Raw genomic sequence first — 22,040 nt, 5'->3', positions numbered from 1 at the left:
TTTTTTTGACAGCGATGACTAGGAGGGTAGAACTCAATTCTAAGAACTGGGAACTCACTTACGATCAATCCACTTCTGCCGGGAAACTTCCCAAGGAAGGAGGAGGGTACAAACTTGTTCCCATCCCAGAAATTGCTATACCTTTTCTCTTTAATGAATTTATCTTGGCGATTTTGATTGATACCACAATCCCCGATGGGCGTAAATGGATTTATGCGGGGCTTGCGACTCAATCTATCGCCTCTGGAATTACACTGGGAGGCAAAATTGACTCTAATGTAAACAGTCGTCGGAAGATTTATTTGGGACCAAGGATTAACCTAATTTTTTTTCCAAAAATAACCGCCAACTATTCAGTCAATGTTAAGCTGCCTGATTGGTTCCAGGATGCAAGAATCATGGTTTGGCGCTACACCGGGATTGACGAAGATTTCGTTCAATCCCAGTTAGGCGAACTCAAAACCGAGATTGGCAGCATTAAGTCTGAAATCACGGACATTCAGGATGTGCTGTGGGGGTGAACAGTAGTGCCGATAAAGGTGGATGACACTAAAAACCCAGCAGACGGCGACAATTCCCTAAACTTAATTCAAGCGGTTAATCTTTTGGCGTTTCAAGTACGTCGTTTGACGGGGAATTCAGATTGGAAGGAAACCGCAAAAACATCGGTACAACAACTAGCAGACAAACTGGCGGAAGTGGAAAAAAAATCCGCGATCGCCAAAGACGTAAAAATATACATGAACGCAGGAGTAGACAAAGATATGTCTGGCGGAACGCCATCTAATATTTATATTTACGCTGGCGGATGTGCGGACGATGCTGCTGATGGGGGCGGTACTCCTGGGACACCAGGACCCGCCGGACCACCGGGACCTACAGGAAGCACAGGTCTTACAGGACCCGCCGGACCACCGGGACCTACAGGAAGCACAGGTCTTACAGGACCCGCCGGACCACCGGGACCTACAGGAAGCACAGGTCTTACAGGACCCGCCGGACCACCGGGACCTACAGGAAGCACAGGTCTTACAGGACCCGCCGGACCAAAAGGGGACAAAGGGGACACAGGATCAGGTGTTATCCCAAACGACTCCTACACTACTATTGACGTAGGGGGAAGCATCAACTTTGTTGATGCAAATAATAAAATAATTTGGTCTGATGCTTCATTAACGTCAGACGCAAACGAAGCGTTAAAAACGTTGCAAGAATCAGTTGCAACAAAAGAGTTTTGGACGATTGATACAGAACTTGCTCCCGCAGGAAGTTCTGTGATGACAGACCTGCTAGGGAATGTTCTTCATAGGCTCTCGCCAGACTCTCTTGCTGTTGACTTGCTATCTTCCCGTGGATCTGGCGAAAGCTTGAGTCTGAGGTTACAGAGAGGCTTGACCCCGTATGGAGATCCCTTACTCCCAATCTACGGGGAATGGAATCTGAGACAAACTCGGATGAAGTTGCAACAACGATCACTCGGAGAGCCTGCTGTCTTGAGCGTAGCGGTAATCGGTGATTCATATACCCAAAGTGAGGTGCGTTTCACGAGATCGCTAGCACAGCAACTTCAAACTCTTACTGGTAATGCTGGAGTCGGTTATATTTCGTTCTCGTGGTTTGGTACTGAAGTCAGTACCTGGACAGCACTTGCACAGCCAGTAGGCTTAGATAGAACCGCGAGAAGCGATCTGCTTAGTGTGTTTGAGATCATAGGAGCGTGGACGCGGGAATACAATGTATCCTCTACCAACGCCATAAGCTTGTCTTTGGCGACATCAAGCACTATTGGCGACTACATTAGGCTATCCGTCCCTGCCGGCACTAATGCGGCAAACCTCTTTTACAAAGGGACTGGCGGCTCTATTGCTATTTCATGGGATGATGGCGCAACTTTTTCTAGCCCCATATCTCTTTCCGGCACTAATACAACTACTATTCCGTTAACTGTGCCTTCCACTCCTACGATCCTGCGAATCAGAGTTCAGAGTGGAACGGTTTCCCTAGCAGGTGTAGATTTTAACACTAGTTCGGCGGGGACTCGCCTGCACAAATTAGGAGGCAGTGGCAGTCGGACATCTCAATGGGCTGCGGTTGATGCGTCTCAGTGGAGTGCCCAACTACAAACCCTAGATCCTCACCTAATCATCATTTTTCATGGGACCAATGATCAGGGGGCAGGTGTGACGCCGGTGCAATACCGCCAGAGCCTTGCAACCATCGTAGCAAATATTAAAAGCGTTTTGCCTAGGAGAGATATATTGATCGCGACACCCCCAGAGAATACGCGTCCCACAAACCTGTATAAAATGACTGCTTATGCTCAGTCGGCTAGGGAGTTTTGCGTTGATAGCAATCTCTGCTTTATAGACTTGCAATATTATTTTGGGTCTGCGGCTACGCCTTCTGAGTATTCATCCTCGTCTCCCGATGTAAATAACCGATTTTTTAATGCAGACGGAATACATCCCGAACCCTTAACTGGCGGACGCATTCTTTCTCGTAGTTTTTATGATCTGCTAGTGAGCTAAAAAAATGCCAAAAATAACAGTGTTTCAAGTACCGTTTACATCGACGAGAACGGATCTCCCCCTGTTATCGAAAGACGCTCTCATCAGGGAAGCAAATGGCTCCGGCTCGGTACGGGCAGTGATTGACTTGGGGGACGAGACCGGCTATTCCAGTCTTGTAGCCTCTCCCCCGAATGGAACTGCGCTAAACAATTTAACTGGCGAATCCTCTGTTAACGCCAATGTTGTAGTTACTGCAACAGGGCAACTAACCTACGCAGGCGGTGGGCTGGATTTATCTTCGACAACTGGTGCAGGGCAATTTGTGCAAATCAGCAATGCTCTAGCTGGTATATTCAGTAACCAGAATTTTTTAATCACAGCCTATTACAAATTACCAACACTCGCCAACTGGAATACGAGTGCCACGATTTCAACGCTGGCAGACGCCGGAACATTCAACGTTGGCGCCGACTTATTGAATATCAACATGACCAACGGTCCGGCTGTGACCTTTCGGAGGCAAAACGGGGCGGGTCCCAGCGTTCAAACGTTTACCGTAAATCTGGACGCAAGCGACTATGGGAAGCTTGCCCAGTTAGCCTTTTACCGTACCAGCGCAGGACAGGCTGCGCTGGTACGCACTTCTTTGGAGAATATTCGCTGGTCCACTAGTAATGTTGGAGGTGTGTTGGCCGCAAGAGGCATTGACAATCCTCAAGATTTTTCCGCCAATGCAACAAGAGTGGGCAGAGCAAGTTTCTCCACTGGTGCTGCTCCTAACGGTTATTCGGGGTTGAAGTTGTATCGGTTCTTCCTGGTGAATATGAACCTAGACAATCGAGATCCGCTTACACTGTTAAATCGAGATTGGGCAAGGGTTGTAAGTAGAGGGCAGTTCGTTTAATCCTATTTTTTGAATAAGTCATTAAAGAAAACCCTTCTCACGAAAAGAGGAGGGTTTTAGTTTTTGAAAGAAAAATTACAATAGATATTAAGAGATTATTAATAGCATTTTAAACTACAGAGTACACTGGACTTGTGTTACATCATGAAAGAAAATCTAGAGATTTTGGTTGGTAGTATTGCTGTGATTGGCACGCTTTGGCAAATAGCCAGAGGCTATCAATCAATATACGATGCTATCGATAAACAAAATAACCTTGTGGTGCAAAGGATAGTGGAACTAGAAAAAAGTTTTTTAGTAGCAGAGGCACAGAACTATGAAAAGCTCAAAAGAATTGAAAATATGATTGAGCTTTTGGATATGTATAGAGTTTCATAAAAGTCTGTCCTCTGTCTGTTTTCTGTCTGCCAGACAGAGGACACGTCTGTCCTTTACTGCGTAAGGTGTCTGTCTATTTATTGCTTACTTGTCTGTCCTGTCTGTCTGTCTGATTTTTATGGTGTTTTCGTCCAGCCAAACAGCCAATCCAGTATTGATAATTTCATAAAACCATTGTTTAATTTGCTCAGACTTAAACCTTTCACCCCCGACTTTAAACGATGGTTGAACATCTTTGATCAATGCCTCTGTGCGCCCAGTTCTTACTAGATAATCTAGCAATTTCTGAGCCATTTCTGATAGCTTTGGCGGTCGCGAATCTTGATTGAAACTTTGTTCAAGATGCTTCATGCCGTCGCGGTCATAGCCACTGGGGTTAGGCAATTTAGGCATTGGCAGCCAATCGTTAAATTGCCCATAAAAATAACAGCGCTTAACTGGCGAACTGTTACATAATTGGATTATTTCTTCTGGCGATGATTTAATGGGTAGCCACTTCGTCGAACGCATTGCCTCGTAAGAAGTAATGCCGGATTCGTGTACCAAAGCCAAAGCTGTAAACTGAGATCGCAGTCCTCCGCTCACCCCAAAATCTTCACAGTTCGAGTTCTGAGCTAAGATCCACACCCAAGCCTGCCCTGAGTCGCCTAAGCTGGTCAACTTGGCGATCGCACCCTTCAACCATCCAGTTTCTCCCCCGTTTTTGATCAAAATTGAGATAGTAGTTGCCTCATCAAAGACGAGCAACTTTGGCGAGGGCAATTGCATGAACTCCTGAAACTTGGCTTTAAACCACTCGATAGTCTTAGAGTCTTTCCATTGCAGGGCATTACCTCGCTCCAGTACATCAACGTTGCCAAAATATCCAGTTTCTTTGTCATCCCCTTTGGGGTCAATGTAATAGACAATCAACTTGGGGGCTATTCGTTTGATAGCGCTCAAGGCATTACTCACAATCAGTCCCTTGCCGCACCCCTGCTGTCCAACAATTAGATGGTTTCGAGGGCGGACTGCCATCGCCGATATTAAGTCTTGGACATTTGGTGTTGGGGATTGAGTATTGCCCAATGCCTCGGCACGAGAGCTACCAGCAAACACCGCCTGTAGCATCCCCATAGATGCCGTAGCGCTAGCCACAATGCTTGTTTGAAGTTGTGCTGCTACTTGCTTTGGTACAAGTTTTTTGGCATCACTGGATACCTCATAGCCGCGTTCTTGCGCCCAAGTTACCTGCTTCATTACTTCGTCCTGACCGATTTGGCTGATATAGTCTTCGAGATTGTTGCCAGACAAGAACGGTGCCACACATTTATATTCGCGGATTGCTTCTTCAGCATTGTTTACCGATTTGGTTTTCCGAAAACTGGCGTATAAAATTAATCCTGCGCCCAAAACTCCGGTTAGGGGATTGGCGATCGTGCCCAGCACCAAGCCGGCAACAATCGCCCCGCCCACACCAAAATTGTTGTCACTTTTTTCGATACTTTCAACCGCTAGTTCTTCCCAGTCCTGAGCGGTTCTTCGTTTTATTGGGTTAAAATTACTCATGTTGGTGAGAGGTAAATGGGAGGGAGCAAGCCCTCCCGTTTGCGTTTCTTGGTCAAACTATTTCATGTAACGGGCAGTCTCAGTCCACCAAAGGTAGCCTTCTAGCAACACTTCCATGCAAAGCATTGTGATCAACGTAAGGAGAACTGCTACCCAGTCAATGCGGCTCCACTGCCCCATTGCCAGCGCAAAAAGTAGTTGCAAAACATTGCCACCCGCGATTGGAGGGTAAGCAATCAAGCAGAGACAAGCATCAACGCCATAGGCTGTTTTGGAAGCTATTCGAGCCTTTCTGATACCTTGTAAAGGCAGTAGATTGTAGGCTTTTTTCAATGCTTTCAATGCAGCATTATCATTATCTTTAATCTGGAATGCGTCACCACTGTTAGCGTCATTGATTACGTTCCGCATGTACTTCCGAGAGTGCTTTATCAGGATGGGGGCAACTTGTGCGAGTTGAATTATGAACCAAATTAGCAAGCCTAAAAGCCAGTGAGAAATTAATCCAAAAGCCTGGAATATCTTGCCGAAAAACCATAGTTGATAAAAGCCTTGAATGAGCGCCTGGTCAATCACTCGTGTTCCTATCTTCTGGACAGCGAAGGCATACGGACCAATATTTAAATAAGCAATCCACAATGCCAAAGCTGCTGCTGAGAAGTTCAAGATCTGAAGACCGGATCTTGATAGGCTAAATTTCCACTTCTTGGGGTTAAACACTGTCATTTATAAACTACCTTCCTATTAGTTTTGATTGCTTTACCAATCACTTCAGAATCGCCTGTAAATGCCTCTTGGGCAATCACTGGCTCATATTTACCATCGCCATCAAAATCACGCGGCTCTAGAATTGCCGTAAGTCCATAGCCGTCACATACGACAGTCCCCTTTGGCAACGGTTTTCCGGTCACGGTGTCATAAACTGGACTTCCTTGCGAAAGTGCTGTCATTTGTCCTTTGTAGAGCAGAATTAAGCACCCATTTGAATAGCGCTGTTCAGCGATTTTGGCTTGATTTTCAGAGCTAATAATTGTTGCTTGAAGTTCACCATTCCTAGCAGTTTCAGTGGCTAGCATTTCCCGCGCATTGCCAAATTGTGATTGAATGTTTCCGAAGTTGTTACCGCCGAATACAGCGCTACTAATCACCAGACTGCTAAATACAATTGTTCGAATGTTTACATCAAGCATCATCACTACCTTGCAAGTATTTCAGCGTAGATTTAACTAGTTCTTGTTCGGCTTCGGATCTACCGCCTTGCATATCAATTGAGTAATCGTCTGTAGCTACGATGTCAGCCGCTGCTGCTGCTTGGTATTCCGGGCATCCGCCCTCAGTTAATGCAACAAATGTTGTAAACCAAAGTCCAGTATTTTCATCAAGGATTTGTTTGTCCATCGTTGTTTTCTTCATCTGATAATGGGTTATTTGCGCTAACGAAATATTTTTCTGGCATTGGGGAATCATCAATCTCTGATTGCAACTCAACTAGCGCTTGCAAGGCATCACCAATAGTCGCGTCAGGACTATACTCCAGATGCTTGACCTGGGGATGGGATTGGATTTCAGAAAGCAATTCCCATGCTTGCTGTATCAACGATTCGACAGGTTGGGACATAATCACTATCTTTGCGTTCGTGGCTTCCATGAATCAACTAAAAACTGCTCATAGGACTAAACTGCCTCTGCTGCGGACGTTCCTGTGGGTTGAGTGTTGGTGGCTGAGTATTCGCGGTTGGACGGGGGGTTTTGCGTGTTCGCTGTGATAGGGATAATCGTATCCGTATACTGAAGCAGTGCCTGTGGCTTTCATGGCTTTAAAAATGGTTTAATCTTTGTGCTGCAAGCGTTCCGTCGTTTTACCGCAAATCTTGTTGTGTCCGTAGTGCGGCGCTTTAGGAATATGAACGGACTTGAGTGTTTTGGGCATCTGTCGGTTGTTCTGCTGGTGGCGGCAGTTTTTTTTCCATCCAGTGGAGCAATTCTTCGGGAGACAGGCATTCAATTAACTTGAAAGTTTGTTCCATGATCATAATTTGCAGTTTCTTCCAGTCTTCTCCTAACGCAGTAGCGCTGAAGTCACAAGCAATTGCGAAGGCTATCGCAAAAACTATGGAGTCTGAGTCGTGTGAATCTTCTGTGTTTTGCATATTTTTCAGGTTTTTTCAGAAACATCATTTTCAACAATACGCAAGGGGAGAGTTAGCCAATAGTTTCTTCCAAAAAAAACGAACCGTGAAAATTGGACGGAATATCTATAACAGTAGGTGACTGTTTTTGACTGATAAGTGTATCGTTTCCCTTGGACGAGAAGATCTGGCTTCATCATGCGCCTCCTTGGCTGTTACCGAGACTCTCTTCGAGTTTCTCCAGCATTGGGATGATCATAGATTTCAAAAAATCTATTTGTTCAGGGGCTGATAAGTTGCCCATCCAAAAATCCATCTCTTTAATTAAGCTGCTAGGAATCGTCGAAGATCTCCCATCTATTTGACAAGGAACGGAATCTAGTTGATAAGAAATAGTGGTTTCGTCTCTTTGAGCAACACAAAGAGCAGCCACAAGCTCTATCATCTGTGCGTCTTCAAGATCCGTGCAAGCTTTAACCAAATATTGAGTCATTTACCCCCCTTAAGTCCAAACAATATTGAGCAATGTAATTCCAGAAAATGCTGGCATCTTCAGTTAGATGCAAGGGGTTGGCGTCACCTTTGTAAAAAACGTAAACCTCACCGATGTTATCCCTCGTTATTTGACTCACAGACTCTAGGTTGATGATCATCGATTCATCAGCCTCTTTGAGAAGAATAAATTTCTTTGGATTAGTAGTCATTAGTTAGTACATAGTTACTAGTGTTGTTCTTTCGTTTTCGTTTGGTCGATCAGTCTAATCATTCGCTAGAAACTTAAGCTCAAGCGGATCAATTTTCTTGGTACACAGACTGACAACCACTTGCAACTGCTCAAGAGGCTGTAATTTATCGATTTCTGCAGCTAATTCACGGAAAGTTATGCATTCGTCCTTCATCTCATCCCGGATGGTCTTTACTGTTGTGCCATCCCTGAAGGAAAAGCAGATCAATCCGCAGATCTCAAAAGCTTCCTCAAAATTCAGTTCGTTCAGTCTCTCTTGTATCTCCATAGGTGTTTTCTGTTGGTGGTTTGGTTAGGTTGTTTCCGCACGGGGGCACGCGCTGCCAAGTGTGCGGGTGCTTTCTCCGGGTGCCACGCAAGGTCTAGGCGTGGGGGAGAATTATCTTGCGTCTTGTACAAGAATAAAAGTATGATAGCATCTTGTACAAGAAATGCAACATGTTTTGTACAAGAAAAATGATACCATCTACCAAAGAAACTTGTGTTGCATCTTGTATAAGAGACAGTGTTACTATTTTGTGTAAGAATCATGAACCCCTTAAACAATGGTCAAAAAGAAGCACGGCAAATACGACGAACCAAAGATGAGGGTCAGTATAGCGCTGACTGCATCGTCTGTAGAGGCTCTGGACAAGATGGCCACGGAAATGAACATCAGTCGATCCGAAATAGTAGAGATATTTGCAAGGAGCTCCCAGCAAGTACAACAACCTCCAGCAAACGAGAAAGCGATCTTGGGGGAATCTATCGCCAGCTGATCAATGACTGTCGCCATCAGTTGGCGGTTAAGAAAGAAGAGGTTGCTTACCTTGAGTCAAGGATCGAATTTTTAGAAAAAGCTCAGTCTGGACTAGAAATAGATTATCAACCCTAGGCTCGTGCCGGAGTAGTCCGATACGAGTTTTTTTTATGCTTGCTTAACTGGTGACTGCGGTGTCTAATCATTCGTTTAATTCGGTCTTCATACATATCTTCCTCTTGGGGGAGTGAACTGGGCTAGGGTGTTTCCTCACGGAGGCACGCGCCCTCCGTGGTGCGGGGCTTTCTCCGGGGCACGCAAGGTCTAGGCGTGGGGGGAGATGTTTTTTATTCTGTCTTTGCGTAACTAATGGTAGTATAATGCAAAGACGAAACATGCCAATAGTTTCGTGTATACAAAAAAAATTTGCAAAGCTAAAATGAGGCTGTAGTTAGTGAATGAATTAAATGGCACGACCCAAAACATTAGCGGACGACGCAAAAACGGTGAATGTAAGGATGAGCGAGAAAGACTGGGAGAATATGGAGAGGATAGCCCAGTCGATGGGATTAACTCGCTCGGAATTGTTGAGATTGATAGCGCAAGAGAGGATAGTACTAGGCACGGCAGTTGCGAGGGATGCGCTAGTAATGGGAAAATCCTTGAGCGTCTCGAACTAATAGAAAAAAGGTTTTTGACTCATTTGCAGGAAAATCGGCAACAGTTTGAGGCGCGACTGCAAGAAAGCGAAACGATAGAAGCCGTTTTTGTACAAGAGGTACAGGCTCTTAAGCAACAGATTTATTTTTTGACTATCAAACCACAGGAGTAGCCGCACTGCATATAGCAGAGCGACTTTTTTTTGTGCGATCGCTGTCGATAACCCAATAGACTTATATCTGCTTGCTATATTCCATCCATGAAAATTGTTTTACTCAACGGCAACGGTACGCCCGTCCTTCAAACTAATATCCCTGAGCTTCCAGTCCAGCCAGAAATTATCTATTTGGGCGCAATAGCATACGTCCGCATTTCTGGAGGCAGGACGTACAAAGAGGCGGCATACCTTTACCTAAACCCAACCCCACCATATGTATGACAGAAGACAGACACGGGAGATGCAATTGTCACAATCTCAAAAAACAGTAATGCCTAAATTGCGTTCCTTAGCCGACCAAAAACATCACTCAGTAGAAAAAATACCAACTCAATCAATACAAAATAGAGGACACATGAATAAGTACAAAAATAAAATTGGGCGAATGTTCGCGCATCCCCCCAATCCATCAAAAATCAATAATTGTGGTCTAATTCTAACACTAATTGGAGGCGAAAACTAGTCATGGTAAACGCTCCAACTAGAAATTCACAAATTACAAGCCTCTCAGATATTGATATTAAACAATCGCTATTACATCTTGAACTACTTGGATATACCAAGCAAGCCGATTTTTTTGACCAAACCATTTATTTACGAGGCTTCCTGCCATCCACGCACCCCAATAAATCAAGTGATAAAGGCAGAAAAGCAACAATCAAAAATATCAATCAACTAACAGTAACCGTGTCAGATTGGCAATCGCAAGGACGTGGCTGCTACGTCGTTGTTAACGGTGGGCATAGCGATAAAGAAGTACAGAACTGTCGGGCTATATTTTATGAACACGATAACCTCAGTAAGGACATCCAGCGTGATTTGTGGCAGTCCCTGAATTTGCCTGAGCCAACTTTTCAGATTGATACTGGCGGCAAGTCTATCCACAGTTATTGGGTTTTTCATTGTCCAATTACTGTAGAGGAATGGCGATCGCTCCAGTCCGACCTGCTTGAATACGCCGACGCCGACCGCTCATTAAAAAACCCCTCACGAGTAATGAGACTAGCCGGCTGTGTCCATGCAGGAACTGGTAAGCAAGTAACAATAATCTCTCAGTCAGGGCAGACCTACGCCCTCTCCCATCTACGCGAACTCATCCCTTCACATAAAAAATCCACGACTGCGCCGACAATACCTTTACCCACTGGGGATGTGCCACTTTACGAGTGCTTATCCAAGAGCGATCGCGCACTCATTGACGGAGGGCAAATTTCGCCCGGTCGCAACGTGGCTGGTACAAAGCTGTCCCGGAATTTAATCGGTACAGCAACAAGGTTGAATCACCTAGGGCATAGGTATGATGGACATCCCCGGACGCTATTTGATAATTTTTGTGCCCATTGTTCTCCCCCATTGGACGACTGGGAGTCCGATGCAATCTGGAAGTCAGCAGAGAAAGACAACCCAACCGCCACTTTGACTGATGATGCATTAGAGAATTGCGTTAAAGCATGGCAGCGCCAGGGACAGTCCAACAACCAACCTCCAAAAACTAACATCCATTCTGCCAATACCAGCCCCTTGCCAAAACACCTGGAACCAGTTGATGTTTCACAGGCAGTGATTAACGCACTCAACAAGCTTATCGACCAGGATTTACCAAAATCTCACGTAGAAATTAAGCTCCCAGAAATTGCAGATAATTTTGGCAGAAGTACCGCAGACGTTCGACGCACATACTTTGCCCTAGTACGTGAACGGCAGGGGATAGAAGAGCGGTTGGAGATGGGACAACAAATCCCCCAGCTATTAAAGGCACAACAGTCTAGGCTTAAGCCACGGGATTTATTCTGGGGTGACGGCGGTAGATTCGCGGATCTGCTTACAAAAGTCGCGGATGCAATGCCTACCAGCGTTGAAAACTTGATCACAACCCTCATCCCGGTTGCTGGGTCACGAATGGGGAGCGCGGCCAGAATTGTTGTGAAGCCGGGTGCGAAGTTCACTCAACCCGCAATTTTTTGGAGCTGCATCGTTGCCCCAACTGGGCGGCTCAAAACTCCGTCCCAAGAAGTGATCATTTCGCCCCTGACCAAACTAGAGGCTGAAGAATATAAGTGGTGGAAATTAGCTCAAGACGACTTCGAGCAAGCGCTCAAAAGCTACAAAAAGAATTCTGATTCAGAGCCGCCTACACCACCGCCACCGCGTCAACGCTTTATTGTTCAAGGGACGACTACAGAAACTCGAATCAAAATTCACGCAGAGAACCCTAGAGGATTGCTGAACTATCGGGACGAATGGTCATCATTTATCAATGGAAGAAACAAGTACCGCAACGGAAAGGGGGATGACTTGGAGATAGATTTAAGCGAATTTAATGGCGGCAGTATCCTGAAAGATACTTCTAGCGAATCATTGTTTTTGAAGCAATCCGCTATCAGCCGCACCGGGAATACTCAGCCGGAGACGCTCTCTAAATTCCTTGGACAGCAAAGCTTTAGCGACTACACAGGAGAGTTTGCGCGCTGGCTGTTCTGTCTTGTTCCGGGCGAGGTTGCTTACATCAATTTATTCAAGGATGACGATGACGCCGGGCAGATGCTAGAAGAATCTCTAACAACTTTATATCGGCAGATAGGCAAATTACCAGAGAGGGATTATTTCTTGACCGATGGAGCAAAGGGAGTTCTTCAGACTTATCATCGCTGGCTGACTGATAAGCAGATAGCGGAGACCCATCCGGGGATGAGGGCTGTTTACCCCAAAATTCAAAGTTATTTTGCTCGATTGGGGCTATGGCTGCACATCGTCAACGCTGTACTGGCGGGACACGAGCCGGAACAGATGATTAGCGGCATGACCATGTACAGCGCTTGCGCGTTAACCGATTTCTATTTAAATCAAGCGAAATTACTCTATAATGCCAACTGCCAAGAGTTGACAGGTGATTTGCTTAAAATAAAGGAATTCATTGACAAACGAGACGGGGTGGCGGTCAGAGAAATCAGATCCGGCATATATTCTCTACGAAAAAAACCAACAACAGAAGTTGAGAGCCTTTGTAGTGCCATACAAGAACTGGGATTAATTACTCTGAGGGAAGGCAAATATTATTCATCTCCAAAAACATCATCAAACATCATCACATCGCCCAGGATTTCGAGTGGGCAAGGCTTTGAGGGCGATGATCAAACATCATCAAACATCATCACCGCGCTGGAATCCGAGGCTAAACCCCTTGTCCAGCAAGGCGATGAGGGTGATGATCAAACATCATCACCCATCATCACCCGTGAAGCGATCGCACAGACTGAGCTTGATACCGCCCCGGAGATAGAAGACAAAAGTGATGATGGTGATGATGGCTTGATGATGATTGATCATCACCCTCAACAGCAGTCACCGCAAGGCGATCAGGGCTTTGATGATGGTGATGATGAAATTTCAGAGAAATCAGAAATCAAAAACTCAGAAAACAACGCTAACTCTGAACTCGAAAACCAAGCGCAGCAACGACTACAGGCGATTGAGCAGCAATTCCCAAGAGGAAACTGGGTGAGACATGGAGAAAATCTCGCGCAAGTTACTGGACACTCTGACGGAATTTTAATCCTTGACGGGGGAGACAAAAGCCAATTATTCGGCAGCTACCCTGCCTCCAAATGTCAGGCGCTAACCCATGCCGAGATGCTTTCGCTAGGACTGGATAGGAAGTTGACGGGAATAGACATCACCAGGACTCCATTCTTTGCGGAAGGACAATATTACTACTCAGGAGAATTTCGCGGAAGAGTCAAAATTATCCAAATTGTGGAAGAAGGAGAGTTTTTTAAAAAACCTGAAGCGCTGGTAAAGCCCAGCGAAGGGACGCCCCAGCGAGTTAGGCTGCAGGATCTCCGCGCCTGCTATGACTCGCCATCCGCCAATTATCCACTAGGCGATGTGGTCATTGTTTGCGATGGCTACAAAAACAAGCAGCCAGTAGCGAGGAAAGGAGTTGTTGAAAAACAGGATCATTTGTGGATATGGGTAAAATTCCCCACAAAAAATGGCAGGTTCACAGAACCTCAGCGGTTTTTTGCTCACCGAGTGGTCGAGGATTGACACTCCCACTCAAGGAGTACCTTGAGTGTGGGGGTTCTACATTCCTCCCAGCTACTTGCTCTGCCAGGTTCAACTAACGACTCTCTTGCTTATTGAGTGATGGATGAAGAAAACAAATGGATCGCTGTAGACAAGCGATCCAATAACCTTTGGCTTCGGTTTCGGGTAAGGGGATACCCGAAACAGTTCCAGTTACCTACCCGACTGAAGGATACCAAGAAAAACAGAGAATTGGTAAGAGTTCGGCGAGACATTATCGCCAATGACATTGCTCTTGGGCAATTCGACCCCACGCTAGAAAGGTACCGTTATGAACTACCCACAGTTGGCTCCGCCTGAACTGTGGGTTTCTACGTCCCTCAGTTCGTTTCTAGCAAAGCTTTCTGTAGATTTTTGACGCTTCTTTGCCCCTAGTTGCTTCATGCTTCCCGCTTTTTTGCGAGTACATGAAGTAGAGCTAGATGGCTCTGCGCCTACGAAGCCAGTTCCTGACTCCGGTAGAGTGCCTTTAGCCCAGTAAAGCATTACCTCGGCAGCAGCAATATCTCTGTCCTGACGGTATCCACAAACACCACACTCGTGAACTCTAATATCAAGTGTTTTCTTATGTTGATGACCGCACTTTGGACAGGTTTGGCTAGGCCTTACCTTCAGGGTTGGAACTTCTACAAATACACCACCAATTTGTTCTACTTTGTATTTGACAGTATCGCGTAGCATCCCAAAACCTACGTCAAGTATTGACTTATTCAAACCCGATTTTTGCTTCTTGCGCTTACCTTTTTTAGCCTTGCTGGTCATCTTCTTTACTTCTAGTTTTTCAGTTGCAACGAAGCTATTACCGCTGACTATTTCTGCTGCAACTTGATGCACCCAATTCTGTCTTTGATTAGCAACCTTGCGAGTTATCTTGCTAACCTTAGCTTGGGATTTTTTCCATCTTCTAGAAGCTTTAATTTTTTTCTTTCTATTTGGTGCGCGTTTGCGTCTCTTCTCTTTAGACGCTTTTTTTATTTTCTGTTCAGCATTCCTCAAAAACTTTGGCGCTTCAATCTGTTGATGATTTTCGCCATCAGTAATTGACAATGCTGCTTTACATCCTAAATCTATACCAATAGCACCCGTTGGTAAAATTTCTGGCTTGAGAACTTGGTCTAAAGCATCAATTGTGATTGATGCGTACCATTTACCATTTCTGTAAACAATTGTGCAAGTAGTTGGTTTACCCCAATACTTAGCTTTACCCCTCATTTGAATTCGTCCAATTTTAGACAGATTCAAATACCCATTTTCGCCATTAGATTCTACAGAATAACCAGTTTTAGCTGGATATGTCCAACCAGAATAATGGCGAATTGACTTGTATTTAGGGCGTTTACCCAATCCTACAAACCAGCGTTGGAAAGCAAAATCAACACGTTTTAAAGTTGCTTGTAGAGCTTGTGAATTGATTTCTTTATACTCTATCCAAACTTCTTTGAACTCTGGCAAACAATTCTGTTGTTCAAAATAATCAACCTTGTGGTTGAACTTTTGATATTGAGTGAATCTGTTATAAATAGCAGCATTATACAAGTCTTTATGGAGCTTTCGGTGATACCGCAAAGACTTCTCTATCTGCTTATTTGGGTATAACCTGAAAGTCATCCGTCTTGTAGCCACTGATTTATTTGCCTCCTTTTTACATTTATTCTATGATATTACAGTTGACCTATAGGCTTGTCAAAAGAGGCAGGGGAGCAGGGGGCAGGGAGCAAGGGGGAAAACTGAGACGGAGCTTGTACTCCGCCCCAGTAAGAGCGCCCTAGAAGGGCGGGGCTTCTCTTCGAGACGCTCCGCGAAGATACCCATGTTCCGCTCCGCTTCACGGCTTCTCTGCGAGACGCTCCGCGAACGGGACAGGGATTGCTCCCCCTGCTCCCTGCTCCCTGCCCCTCCGCCTCTTTGGTCAAGTTCTTCCCAGAAAAGGCTCTCATTCTGTTTTCTCTATTCGCCAACATTTTGTGTTTGTAACCAAGTACAGACGCAAAACAATAACCGCTTCAATGTTGGAACGGTTGCCAGAAATATTTGCAAATGTCTGTAGAAAAACCAAGTGCAGACTAATCGAGTTTTCAGGCGAAGTGGATCATGTTCATTTGCTAGTTGATTTCCACCCAGATAACAACTTATCCGTTCTTGTAGGTAGTCTAAAATCAGCATCAAGCAGAATTATTCAGAAAGAATTCTCAGAACATCTATCTAATTTTTATCGTCAACCTGTTTTTTGGTCTAGTTCATATTATGTCTCTTCTACTGGCGGCGCACCAATTGAAAAAATCAAGCAATATATACAATCTCAAGAATCCCCAAATGAATGAATGGCTACTCCTCATACATCCATTCCCTTATCAACCTTGCGGTCGATTTTGGTCATAGATGCAATCGTCGCAGCCCGCTATTCATCCCCACCTTGCGAGTACGCTGAAGGTGGGGACTTTCGCGCTACGTTAAACCGGTTATGTCCGCATTCACCGCGCCCATCATTTCCCAGCCCCAGCAATATGACATGGGGCATCTGTGGAAACTCTTTGTCGAATTTCAATCTCTCCAATTGGAGCCAACAACAATTTATGCTAACTACAATGTAGTCGGCAATATTATTAGACGCCTGCCGACAAAATCTTTAGCTCATGCAGCCAAAATCAGAAGCTGGCTTGTACAGAATACGAGCCAGTTGATGGCATGGCGCTATCTGTTGCGATTCGACCAATGTTGTAGGTGGGCAGTCGATGAAGGATTGATCGAGTCCAACCCGTTCGCCAATCTCAAGATCAAGAAGCCAAAAGGTAGCAGTGGCGCTTGCAAGGCATTCAGCATCGATCAGCGTGATTTGATTATTCAATCGTTTGAAGACCACGAGCAACACAAACACTACGCAAGCCTGATCAAATTCCTCTTCTGGACAGGTTGTAGACACGGGGAAGCGTTCGCATTGCTCTGGAAGGATATCAGTCCATGCTGTCAATTTATCACTTTTTCAAAATCAAGAAATCTCTTGGGATTAGAGAAAAGCACCAAAAATCGCAAAACCAGGATTTTTCAATGCAGCAGTGATTCCAGGCTCCATTCGCTGCTCGTATCCCTCAGCGCATCCCGAACCGAGGAATCTTATGTTTTTACAACGATTCGGGGACGCCCTGTGTGTAGCACTCTACTGGGTTACGCCTGGAATAGAAGCAAGGACGGACTACCAGGCGTCATCCGAGACTTAGAGTGCAAGGGGGTTCCCTATTTAAAGCCGTACTCCACTAGGCACACATTCGCCACTTGGGCGATCGCACTTGGAGCGACACCAGATAAGGTAGCCTATTGGATTGGAGACGACACTGAAACAGTGCTACGGTACTACGTCCACCCGGAAGTAAGTAAGTCCGCGTGTCCGGATTTTTAATTTTTTTTTGGCAATTCACAGATAATTCACAAATTTTTTTTAAAGTATAAACAAAATAGTTCAAAATCCCCACCCAACGGATGGCAATACTGCGTAGGTTAAGAGCCGGCGAGAGTAAACCTCATCAGTTTTGATTACAATATGTATAAGATTCTCGTAATTGAGCATGATTTTTTATTATTAGAACTTCTAGAAGAGTGGCTAATATTGCATGGATTCTGTGCGCTAATTGCCATGACATCTCAGGAGGGATATGAGCTTACTAGATTGGAAGAACCAGATATAATTCTGTGTAATTATAGGCTTCCAGATGCCAATGGATTAGAATTAAGGCAAAGAATCCAGCAAAATTTAGAAATAGAAATACCTTTTATTTTGATGACTGAAGCTGAAGTAGAAAATATTCCAAATTGGCATAATTACCTCCATGACAAAGAGATTTTATTAAAACCGTTTTCTCCGAAACTTTTGCTGCAAGTACTTTATTCTAAGTTGCCATCAGTACCAAGTGGCATCCGACATTGCCAATCGGTTATTAAAGTATAATATGTGCTGATTAAAATGCCTATTTCTTCAGAACGTACTCAGCAATTAATCAATATTGCTCTTCTTTTACTCAAGAGCCATAATCCTCAAGCTATCCATACCTTCAAAGATTTCCTGACCTTCGTTCCCAGTCCTCATCATATTCGCAAAATTCTGATAATTGCGGTCAGTCAACTTGTGGAAACTGAGCCAGAAACAATCTATTGGTTATTACAACATCCAGAATGTCTACAACCAGAACTGAATATTAAAAATATTGTTGCTGAGAAACTCTGCGAAAAACTCTTATCTTGGGGATATAAAGAAGAAATTTGCTACTTCAATGCGGATGGTAATTTGGAAGTTAACGAAGCAACTAAACAAAGATTATTAGCAGATTACGCATCAGATGACTATCCAACAGTCGCCTTAATTCGACAACTAACCTCTAGTTGATTGTTGACAAGAAATTAGGGAATAGTAGGGGCGCAAGGCCTTGCGCCCCCCAGCCCCTCATCCAGGCCTTGCGCCCTCCAGCCCCCCATCCAGGCCTTGCGCCCCATCCAACGGTTTTTACCCCCCTTTTAAGGGGGGTTGGGGATAAATAAAACAATAAAAACCCCACCCCGCGCTAAAGCAAATTCTCCCCTAAGCGCAAGCGCTTAGGGGCTGGGGGTGGGGTGTTAGGGGACTTTTGCAAGAGGTCTGTTCACTACAGGTGCTTTTGGGGCGCAATGTCTTGCGCGCCCTCAAGTATGGTGATTAACCACCGCCGCCACCGCCACCACCGCCGCCACCGCCACCACCGCCACCACCGCCACCATCGCCACCACCGCCACCGCTAGAAGAACCGCCAGAAATCGAACTAAGTAGCAGTGTCCCTATGAAAAGGAATGTCCCAATAATCCAAAACCAAAGAGAACCATTTAACGAGCCTGAGCTTTGCCATTGGGGAGTTTTTACATCAATACTTGCACGAGTAAATGTTACCTGAACTTCTAACTCTTGCTGTGGTTCAATAGCTTCTTTAGCAACGAACTCTATGGTTTTGGCATCGACTTGGCGGACATTTGCGGGTATTCCGAAACTCTGGAAATCTTTGATATTGTTAGCTACTTGTTCAGGGAATTTAACTTTTACTTTTGCTTGTTTGACAGCAGCTTTCCGGTCAGCAAAGATGGCTTTCCAGTATACCTGCGCGGTTTCATTATCGACGTGCAACCCACCAACTACACGATATTGCAAAACAAAAGTATGGCTTTCAGGCGGTTTAAGTTCGTGTTCCCAACGAATCCACAATTGATTATTTTCACTACCTGTGGTCGATGGCAATATTTGACCATTTTCGGACACCGATACATTAGTAATTTCGTCTACTTTGTCGAGAGGAATATAGCGAAAACGTTGATTTTTATAATCTCCGGTAAATGTATATTTCTGAGTTTCAGTGACTAACATATCACCGTTGGTTTGAACAGCAATATCAACGTTAATAAAATCCCAATAGAAAGGTGGTACTTGAGCATTAGCATGATTAATAGCAAGCCCAATGGTGAGAAAGAGAGCGACGCAAAATAGAAAAATCCTGCGGATAATTTTCTTCAGCATTTAATTTACTCCAGAAGTTAAATTGAGGATTGGGGATTGGGGATTAGGGATTCAAATGCTGGTTTTTAGGTTGTGGACAGTACACACCCTAAGATTATTGAGAACGGTGGAATATCTCAGGTGATGTCTTTACTATCACTGATTTGAATTGCGTATTCTAGTTAACTTTCGGTTCAGTGCCGAACTGATCTAAAATTGAGCTTGACAAATTTGATGCACACTCTAACTAATGTCCAATGCCTAGCCTCAAACTCTCGTTAACTGGACTGCAAATTGTCAAACAAGCTCGTAAAGAAAAAGGTTGGACGATTGATGATCCGCGTTGGTTAGAAGCTGCAAGTCAAATTCTTGTCCCAGATCGTGACTGGGAAAATGCGGATGTATTTGCGGCTGGTGTATCTTTACCGACATGGAAACGCTTCCTGAAAGGTGATGGGATTGATGCGTCTGTATTTAAAGTGTTTTGTCAAGTTTTGCAGCTAAATTGGCAAGATTTGCTGGAACGTTCTCTGAATTATTCTGTATCTAGTACAACCCAAATCCCTAACATTACTTTGTTCTTTGGGCGGGGTTACGAATTGGCGTCCCTCACGCAGAAAATTGAGCAAGGAACGCGCCTGATTGCAATTACGGGGATGGGAGGTATAGGTAAAACTGCTGTAGCGGCTAAACTGGCTGTAGCTTTGCAATCTAAGTTTCAACAAACGCAGTGGTTTTCGTTTCATCTGACAGCACCAAACCCGGATTCAGTTCCATCTTTACCCCCGCAAACTCTGGTAATTTTTGATGGTTGGGACGGTATTTTAGGGGGCGATCGCGCCGGACAATATCGTTTAGGATATGAAGCATATGCTGAGTTTCTGCGTTCAGTAGTGCAAATTGCTCATACTAGTTGTGTGATTTTAACCAGTCGCGAACAACCGGCAGGATTAAATACTTTAACAGCGAATGGTGCAGTAATTTTCCCTCTCGGTGGACTGATGGAAGGTGCAATTGAACTGTTACAGCATCATGGACTAATTTTTGATGCCCAACAGTGGATGACTTTGGTTAATCAATATGGTGGTAATCCGCTATTTTTAAACATGGTAGCCAATTTAATTCACGAATTATTTGCTGGAAATGTGGGAGATTTTTTAGCTTCAGGAACTATAGTAGCTGGTGAATTTGAGCCACTGGTAACGCAATGGTTAAAGCATATTTCGTCCTGGGAACAAACCCTACTTAAATGTTTAGCAACCCAGCCCCAAGGATTGACTCGCGAGGAGATAAAATTACAACTTGGCAACCATGAATCAACCGGAAATATTTTGGCTGCGCTTCTATCTTTGAAACGCCGCGCATTAGTAGAAACGATAAAAGAAGATGATAAGGAGCGCTTTTTTTTACAGCCAGTGATTCTCAAATGTGTGCAGCGTTTGTTTGGTTAACTGTAGGACTTAGAGGTTGTTTTAAAAGTTGTTGGCGGTATCTTTGCGCTCATTTATCCCCCCTAACCCCCCTTAAATCAGTGAACAGTCAACAGTTAACAGTTATCAAAACTTTTAACTGATAACTGTTGACTGATGAGGGTGGGTTTCTGCGGGTTTAACAAGTAGTTATCTGCTAGAATTGCAACTCAAAAATTGAGCTTTGGGGTAAGTTTGTTGTAACTGAGATTGCAGTTTTAAGTTCGGACGCCCGTAGGTGGCTAATTTGTGAATCAATGATGGAACTGGTGGGGGTGACAATTTTTCTTGGCTCAAATCGTTAAATAGAATGACTGTGCGAAGTTGAGAAGTTTGATAGATTTGTTCGTAAGCTTGTGCAACTATTTCCCATTGTTCAGATGAACAGTAGCTTTTATCAATTAGTAGAACTGAACTAGGCGAAATTTGGTTAATTGCAACTCCAGCAATGAGAAATAATGTCCAACCCCATCCCAGAATTTTGGTTCTTGCGTACTTAGCGTGCTTAATTATTAATTAAAGTTTATAAATTTGCTTTAAAAGTAAGGCTTACAGGCGTTCATAATTTAATTTTTAGCAATATGATATAAAATACAGAAAATAATGGCTATTATCTTAGCTCTGCAAGGGTTTCAAGCTGATTTTTTAATAAATTCAGCACGCTAAGTACGGAAGAGCCGCTGTGGCATAGTTAGGATTAATTTGGATGGCTTGATTTAAATACTCAATTGCACCTTTAAAATCTCCCAACTGGAAACGTAAAAAGGCTTGCTTCATGTAGGTTTCGGCATTTTGAGCAGGAATTGGTAATAACAATAATTTTGATTCTTTGTTTAAAGCTGTCATGGGAGAAGCTTTAATTGAGTCGCGGGTGTGTCCCGGCGCAGACATTGCTTGGGTTGATAACGAAAGCACCAATGTCACCGTAGCAGCAGCAGTTGAGATGAAACGTTTCATAAATTCCTTCCTCTGTAATGCTTGGGTATATTAGTAATTTCGCTGAATTATTTGGTATATTCTAGTTAAGTTTTAGTTCACTGCGTAACTGAGCTAAAACTGAGCTTGACAAATAGGACTTGGGAACTCAATTACAGAGTATTAGTACAAATTTTGAAAGAAAGTAACGAGAACCACTTGTTTTTACAGCTT

25 protein-coding genes are annotated in these 22,040 nt (G+C 44.3%); 12 read left to right on the top strand and 13 right to left on the bottom strand.

Features of this window, described 5'->3' with window-relative positions; translation table 11 throughout:
- Window positions 1-14 precede the first annotated feature (14 nt).
- The 4 genes from HEQ19_13975 to HEQ19_13960 all read left to right on the top strand — a co-directional run bounded on the left by HEQ19_13975 (window position 15) and on the right by HEQ19_13960 (window position 3,792).
- A complete protein-coding gene (locus tag HEQ19_13975) occupies window positions 15-521 on the top strand; it encodes a hypothetical protein (protein ID WYM00464.1) in 507 nt (168 codons plus the stop codon).
- Window positions 522-527: 6 nt separating this feature from the next.
- Window positions 528-2,528 (top strand): SGNH/GDSL hydrolase family protein, encoded by a 2,001-nt coding sequence (locus HEQ19_13970; protein ID WYM00463.1) that lies wholly within the window; start codon window positions 528-530, stop codon window positions 2,526-2,528.
- A gap of 4 nt (window positions 2,529-2,532) precedes the next feature.
- A complete protein-coding gene (locus HEQ19_13965) occupies window positions 2,533-3,414 on the top strand; it encodes a hypothetical protein (GenBank protein WYM00462.1) in 882 nt (293 codons plus the stop codon).
- Window positions 3,415-3,558: 144 nt separating this feature from the next.
- A complete protein-coding gene (locus HEQ19_13960) occupies window positions 3,559-3,792 on the top strand; it encodes a hypothetical protein (GenBank protein WYM00461.1) in 234 nt (77 codons plus the stop codon).
- Between the two features lie 84 nt (window positions 3,793-3,876).
- Here HEQ19_13960 and HEQ19_13955 read toward each other — a convergent pair whose 3' ends face one another.
- The 9 genes from HEQ19_13955 to HEQ19_13915 form a co-directional block, all read right to left on the bottom strand.
- Window positions 3,877-5,340, bottom strand: a complete 1,464-nt coding sequence (locus HEQ19_13955; GenBank protein WYM00460.1) for a hypothetical protein — start codon at window positions 5,338-5,340, stop codon at window positions 3,877-3,879.
- 57 nt (window positions 5,341-5,397) lie between these two features.
- Entirely contained in the window at window positions 5,398-6,066 is a 669-nt protein-coding gene (locus HEQ19_13950; protein ID WYM00459.1) for a hypothetical protein, read from the bottom strand.
- Entirely contained in the window at window positions 6,063-6,533 is a 471-nt protein-coding gene (locus HEQ19_13945; protein WYM00458.2) for a hypothetical protein, read from the bottom strand. The genes HEQ19_13950 and HEQ19_13945 overlap by 4 nt, the downstream gene beginning before the upstream one ends.
- Window positions 6,523-6,738: a hypothetical protein gene (locus tag HEQ19_13940; protein ID WYM00457.1), complete on the bottom strand. Its 216-nt coding sequence runs from the start codon at window positions 6,736-6,738 to the stop codon at window positions 6,523-6,525. Before HEQ19_13940 ends, HEQ19_13945 begins: the two co-directional genes overlap by 11 nt.
- The gene (locus HEQ19_13935) at window positions 6,719-6,958 is read right to left on the bottom strand and encodes a hypothetical protein (GenBank protein WYL98115.1); all 240 of its coding nucleotides are present in this window, start codon (window positions 6,956-6,958) and stop codon (window positions 6,719-6,721) included. Before HEQ19_13935 ends, HEQ19_13940 begins: the two co-directional genes overlap by 20 nt.
- A gap of 277 nt (window positions 6,959-7,235) precedes the next feature.
- On the bottom strand, window positions 7,236-7,490 hold the full coding sequence (locus HEQ19_13930) for a hypothetical protein (protein ID WYM00456.1): 255 nt from the start codon (window positions 7,488-7,490) through the stop codon (window positions 7,236-7,238).
- Window positions 7,491-7,665: 175 nt separating this feature from the next.
- Window positions 7,666-7,914 (bottom strand): hypothetical protein, encoded by a 249-nt coding sequence (locus HEQ19_13925; protein WYM00455.1) that lies wholly within the window; start codon window positions 7,912-7,914, stop codon window positions 7,666-7,668.
- Between the two features lie 28 nt (window positions 7,915-7,942).
- Window positions 7,943-8,173, bottom strand: coding sequence for a hypothetical protein (locus HEQ19_13920; GenBank protein WYM00454.1), 231 nt, complete (start codon window positions 8,171-8,173; stop codon window positions 7,943-7,945).
- A gap of 54 nt (window positions 8,174-8,227) precedes the next feature.
- Complete coding sequence (locus HEQ19_13915) at window positions 8,228-8,482, bottom strand: hypothetical protein (protein WYM00453.1); 255 nt, start codon at window positions 8,480-8,482, stop codon at window positions 8,228-8,230.
- A gap of 261 nt (window positions 8,483-8,743) precedes the next feature.
- Between HEQ19_13915 and HEQ19_30995 the strand changes: the two genes are divergently transcribed.
- The 4 genes from HEQ19_30995 (at window position 8,744) to HEQ19_13895 (ending at window position 14,216) form a co-directional block, all read left to right on the top strand.
- Window positions 8,744-9,088 carry a hypothetical protein gene (locus HEQ19_30995; protein WZI67210.1) on the top strand — a complete coding sequence of 115 codons (345 nt, stop codon included), beginning with the start codon at window positions 8,744-8,746 and terminating at the stop codon, window positions 9,086-9,088.
- 319 nt (window positions 9,089-9,407) lie between these two features.
- Window positions 9,408-9,785: a hypothetical protein gene (locus HEQ19_13905; GenBank protein ID WYM00451.1), complete on the top strand. Its 378-nt coding sequence runs from the start codon at window positions 9,408-9,410 to the stop codon at window positions 9,783-9,785.
- A 510-nt stretch (window positions 9,786-10,295) separates the two neighbouring features.
- Window positions 10,296-13,877, top strand: coding sequence for a DUF3987 domain-containing protein (locus HEQ19_13900; protein WYM00450.1), 3,582 nt, complete (start codon window positions 10,296-10,298; stop codon window positions 13,875-13,877).
- Window positions 13,878-13,976: 99 nt separating this feature from the next.
- The gene (locus HEQ19_13895) at window positions 13,977-14,216 is read left to right on the top strand and encodes a DUF3596 domain-containing protein (protein WYM00449.1); all 240 of its coding nucleotides are present in this window, start codon (window positions 13,977-13,979) and stop codon (window positions 14,214-14,216) included.
- Here the strand turns inward: HEQ19_13895 and HEQ19_13890 are convergent.
- Window positions 14,193-15,524, bottom strand: coding sequence for a transposase (locus HEQ19_13890; GenBank protein ID WYM00448.1), 1,332 nt, complete (start codon window positions 15,522-15,524; stop codon window positions 14,193-14,195). The two genes, HEQ19_13895 and HEQ19_13890, sit on opposite strands and share 24 nt — an antisense overlap.
- Before the next feature lie 281 nt (window positions 15,525-15,805).
- On the opposite strand from HEQ19_13890, the gene tnpA reads away from it, so the two are divergent.
- Complete coding sequence (gene tnpA, locus HEQ19_13885; protein ID WYM03402.1) at window positions 15,806-16,237, top strand: IS200/IS605 family transposase; 432 nt, start codon at window positions 15,806-15,808, stop codon at window positions 16,235-16,237.
- 305 nt (window positions 16,238-16,542) lie between these two features.
- Here tnpA and HEQ19_30990 read toward each other — a convergent pair whose 3' ends face one another.
- Window positions 16,543-16,884, bottom strand: a complete 342-nt coding sequence (locus HEQ19_30990) for a hypothetical protein (GenBank protein WZI67209.1) — start codon at window positions 16,882-16,884, stop codon at window positions 16,543-16,545.
- A 567-nt stretch (window positions 16,885-17,451) separates the two neighbouring features.
- Between HEQ19_30990 and HEQ19_13875 the strand changes: the two genes are divergently transcribed.
- Window positions 17,452-17,856, top strand: a complete 405-nt coding sequence (locus HEQ19_13875) for a response regulator (GenBank protein ID WYM00446.1) — start codon at window positions 17,452-17,454, stop codon at window positions 17,854-17,856.
- 15 nt (window positions 17,857-17,871) lie between these two features.
- Window positions 17,872-18,291: a hypothetical protein gene (locus HEQ19_13870; protein ID WYM00445.1), complete on the top strand. Its 420-nt coding sequence runs from the start codon at window positions 17,872-17,874 to the stop codon at window positions 18,289-18,291.
- A gap of 306 nt (window positions 18,292-18,597) precedes the next feature.
- Here the strand turns inward: HEQ19_13870 and HEQ19_13865 are convergent, their stop codons facing one another.
- The gene (locus HEQ19_13865) at window positions 18,598-19,443 is read right to left on the bottom strand and encodes a DUF2207 domain-containing protein (GenBank protein WYM00444.1); all 846 of its coding nucleotides are present in this window, start codon (window positions 19,441-19,443) and stop codon (window positions 18,598-18,600) included.
- A 236-nt stretch (window positions 19,444-19,679) separates the two neighbouring features.
- On the opposite strand from HEQ19_13865, the gene HEQ19_13860 reads away from it, so the two are divergent.
- On the top strand, window positions 19,680-20,873 hold the full coding sequence (locus HEQ19_13860) for an ATP-binding protein (protein WYM00443.1): 1,194 nt from the start codon (window positions 19,680-19,682) through the stop codon (window positions 20,871-20,873).
- Between the two features lie 672 nt (window positions 20,874-21,545).
- Here the strand turns inward: HEQ19_13860 and HEQ19_13855 are convergent.
- The gene (locus HEQ19_13855) at window positions 21,546-21,848 is read right to left on the bottom strand and encodes a tetratricopeptide repeat protein (GenBank protein ID WYM00442.1); all 303 of its coding nucleotides are present in this window, start codon (window positions 21,846-21,848) and stop codon (window positions 21,546-21,548) included.
- Between the last annotated feature and the right edge of the window lie 192 nt (window positions 21,849-22,040).

Source organism: Gloeotrichia echinulata CP02, from assembly GCA_038087035.1.
GTDB classification, from domain to species: Bacteria; Cyanobacteriota; Cyanobacteriia; order Cyanobacteriales; family Nostocaceae; genus Gloeotrichia; species Gloeotrichia echinulata.
This window is presented reverse-complemented; position numbering and strand designations above follow the sequence as displayed.

Bases quoted from the DNA above. Each gene is read 5' to 3' on its own strand.
- HEQ19_13925 (WYM00455.1), bottom strand. From the start codon at position 7,914: ATGATAGAGCTTGTGGCTGCTCTTTGTGTTGCTCAAAGAGACGAAACC.
- HEQ19_13960 (WYM00461.1), top strand. From the start codon at position 3,559: ATGAAAGAAAATCTAGAGATTTTGGTTGGTAGTATTGCTGTGATTGGC.
- HEQ19_13855 (WYM00442.1), bottom strand. From the start codon at position 21,848: ATGAAACGTTTCATCTCAACTGCTGCTGCTACGGTGACATTGGTGCTT.
- HEQ19_13975 (WYM00464.1), top strand. From the start codon at position 15: ATGACTAGGAGGGTAGAACTCAATTCTAAGAACTGGGAACTCACTTAC.
- HEQ19_13935 (WYL98115.1), bottom strand. From the start codon at position 6,958: ATGTCCCAACCTGTCGAATCGTTGATACAGCAAGCATGGGAATTGCTT.
- HEQ19_13955 (WYM00460.1), bottom strand. From the start codon at position 5,340: ATGAGTAATTTTAACCCAATAAAACGAAGAACCGCTCAGGACTGGGAA.
- HEQ19_13920 (WYM00454.1), bottom strand. From the start codon at position 8,173: ATGACTACTAATCCAAAGAAATTTATTCTTCTCAAAGAGGCTGATGAA.
- HEQ19_13945 (WYM00458.2), bottom strand. From the start codon at position 6,533: ATGATGCTTGATGTAAACATTCGAACAATTGTATTTAGCAGTCTGGTG.
- HEQ19_13930 (WYM00456.1), bottom strand. From the start codon at position 7,490: ATGCAAAACACAGAAGATTCACACGACTCAGACTCCATAGTTTTTGCG.
- HEQ19_13900 (WYM00450.1), top strand. From the start codon at position 10,296: ATGGTAAACGCTCCAACTAGAAATTCACAAATTACAAGCCTCTCAGAT.
- HEQ19_13950 (WYM00459.1), bottom strand. From the start codon at position 6,066: ATGACAGTGTTTAACCCCAAGAAGTGGAAATTTAGCCTATCAAGATCC.
- HEQ19_13940 (WYM00457.1), bottom strand. From the start codon at position 6,738: ATGGACAAACAAATCCTTGATGAAAATACTGGACTTTGGTTTACAACA.
- HEQ19_13915 (WYM00453.1), bottom strand. From the start codon at position 8,482: ATGGAGATACAAGAGAGACTGAACGAACTGAATTTTGAGGAAGCTTTT.
- HEQ19_13870 (WYM00445.1), top strand. From the start codon at position 17,872: ATGCCTATTTCTTCAGAACGTACTCAGCAATTAATCAATATTGCTCTT.
- HEQ19_13965 (WYM00462.1), top strand. From the start codon at position 2,533: ATGCCAAAAATAACAGTGTTTCAAGTACCGTTTACATCGACGAGAACG.
- HEQ19_13865 (WYM00444.1), bottom strand. From the start codon at position 19,443: ATGCTGAAGAAAATTATCCGCAGGATTTTTCTATTTTGCGTCGCTCTC.
- HEQ19_30995 (WZI67210.1), top strand. From the start codon at position 8,744: ATGAACCCCTTAAACAATGGTCAAAAAGAAGCACGGCAAATACGACGA.
- HEQ19_13875 (WYM00446.1), top strand. From the start codon at position 17,452: ATGTATAAGATTCTCGTAATTGAGCATGATTTTTTATTATTAGAACTT.
- HEQ19_13860 (WYM00443.1), top strand. From the start codon at position 19,680: ATGCCTAGCCTCAAACTCTCGTTAACTGGACTGCAAATTGTCAAACAA.
- HEQ19_13890 (WYM00448.1), bottom strand. From the start codon at position 15,524: ATGACTTTCAGGTTATACCCAAATAAGCAGATAGAGAAGTCTTTGCGG.
- HEQ19_13895 (WYM00449.1), top strand. From the start codon at position 13,977: ATGGATGAAGAAAACAAATGGATCGCTGTAGACAAGCGATCCAATAAC.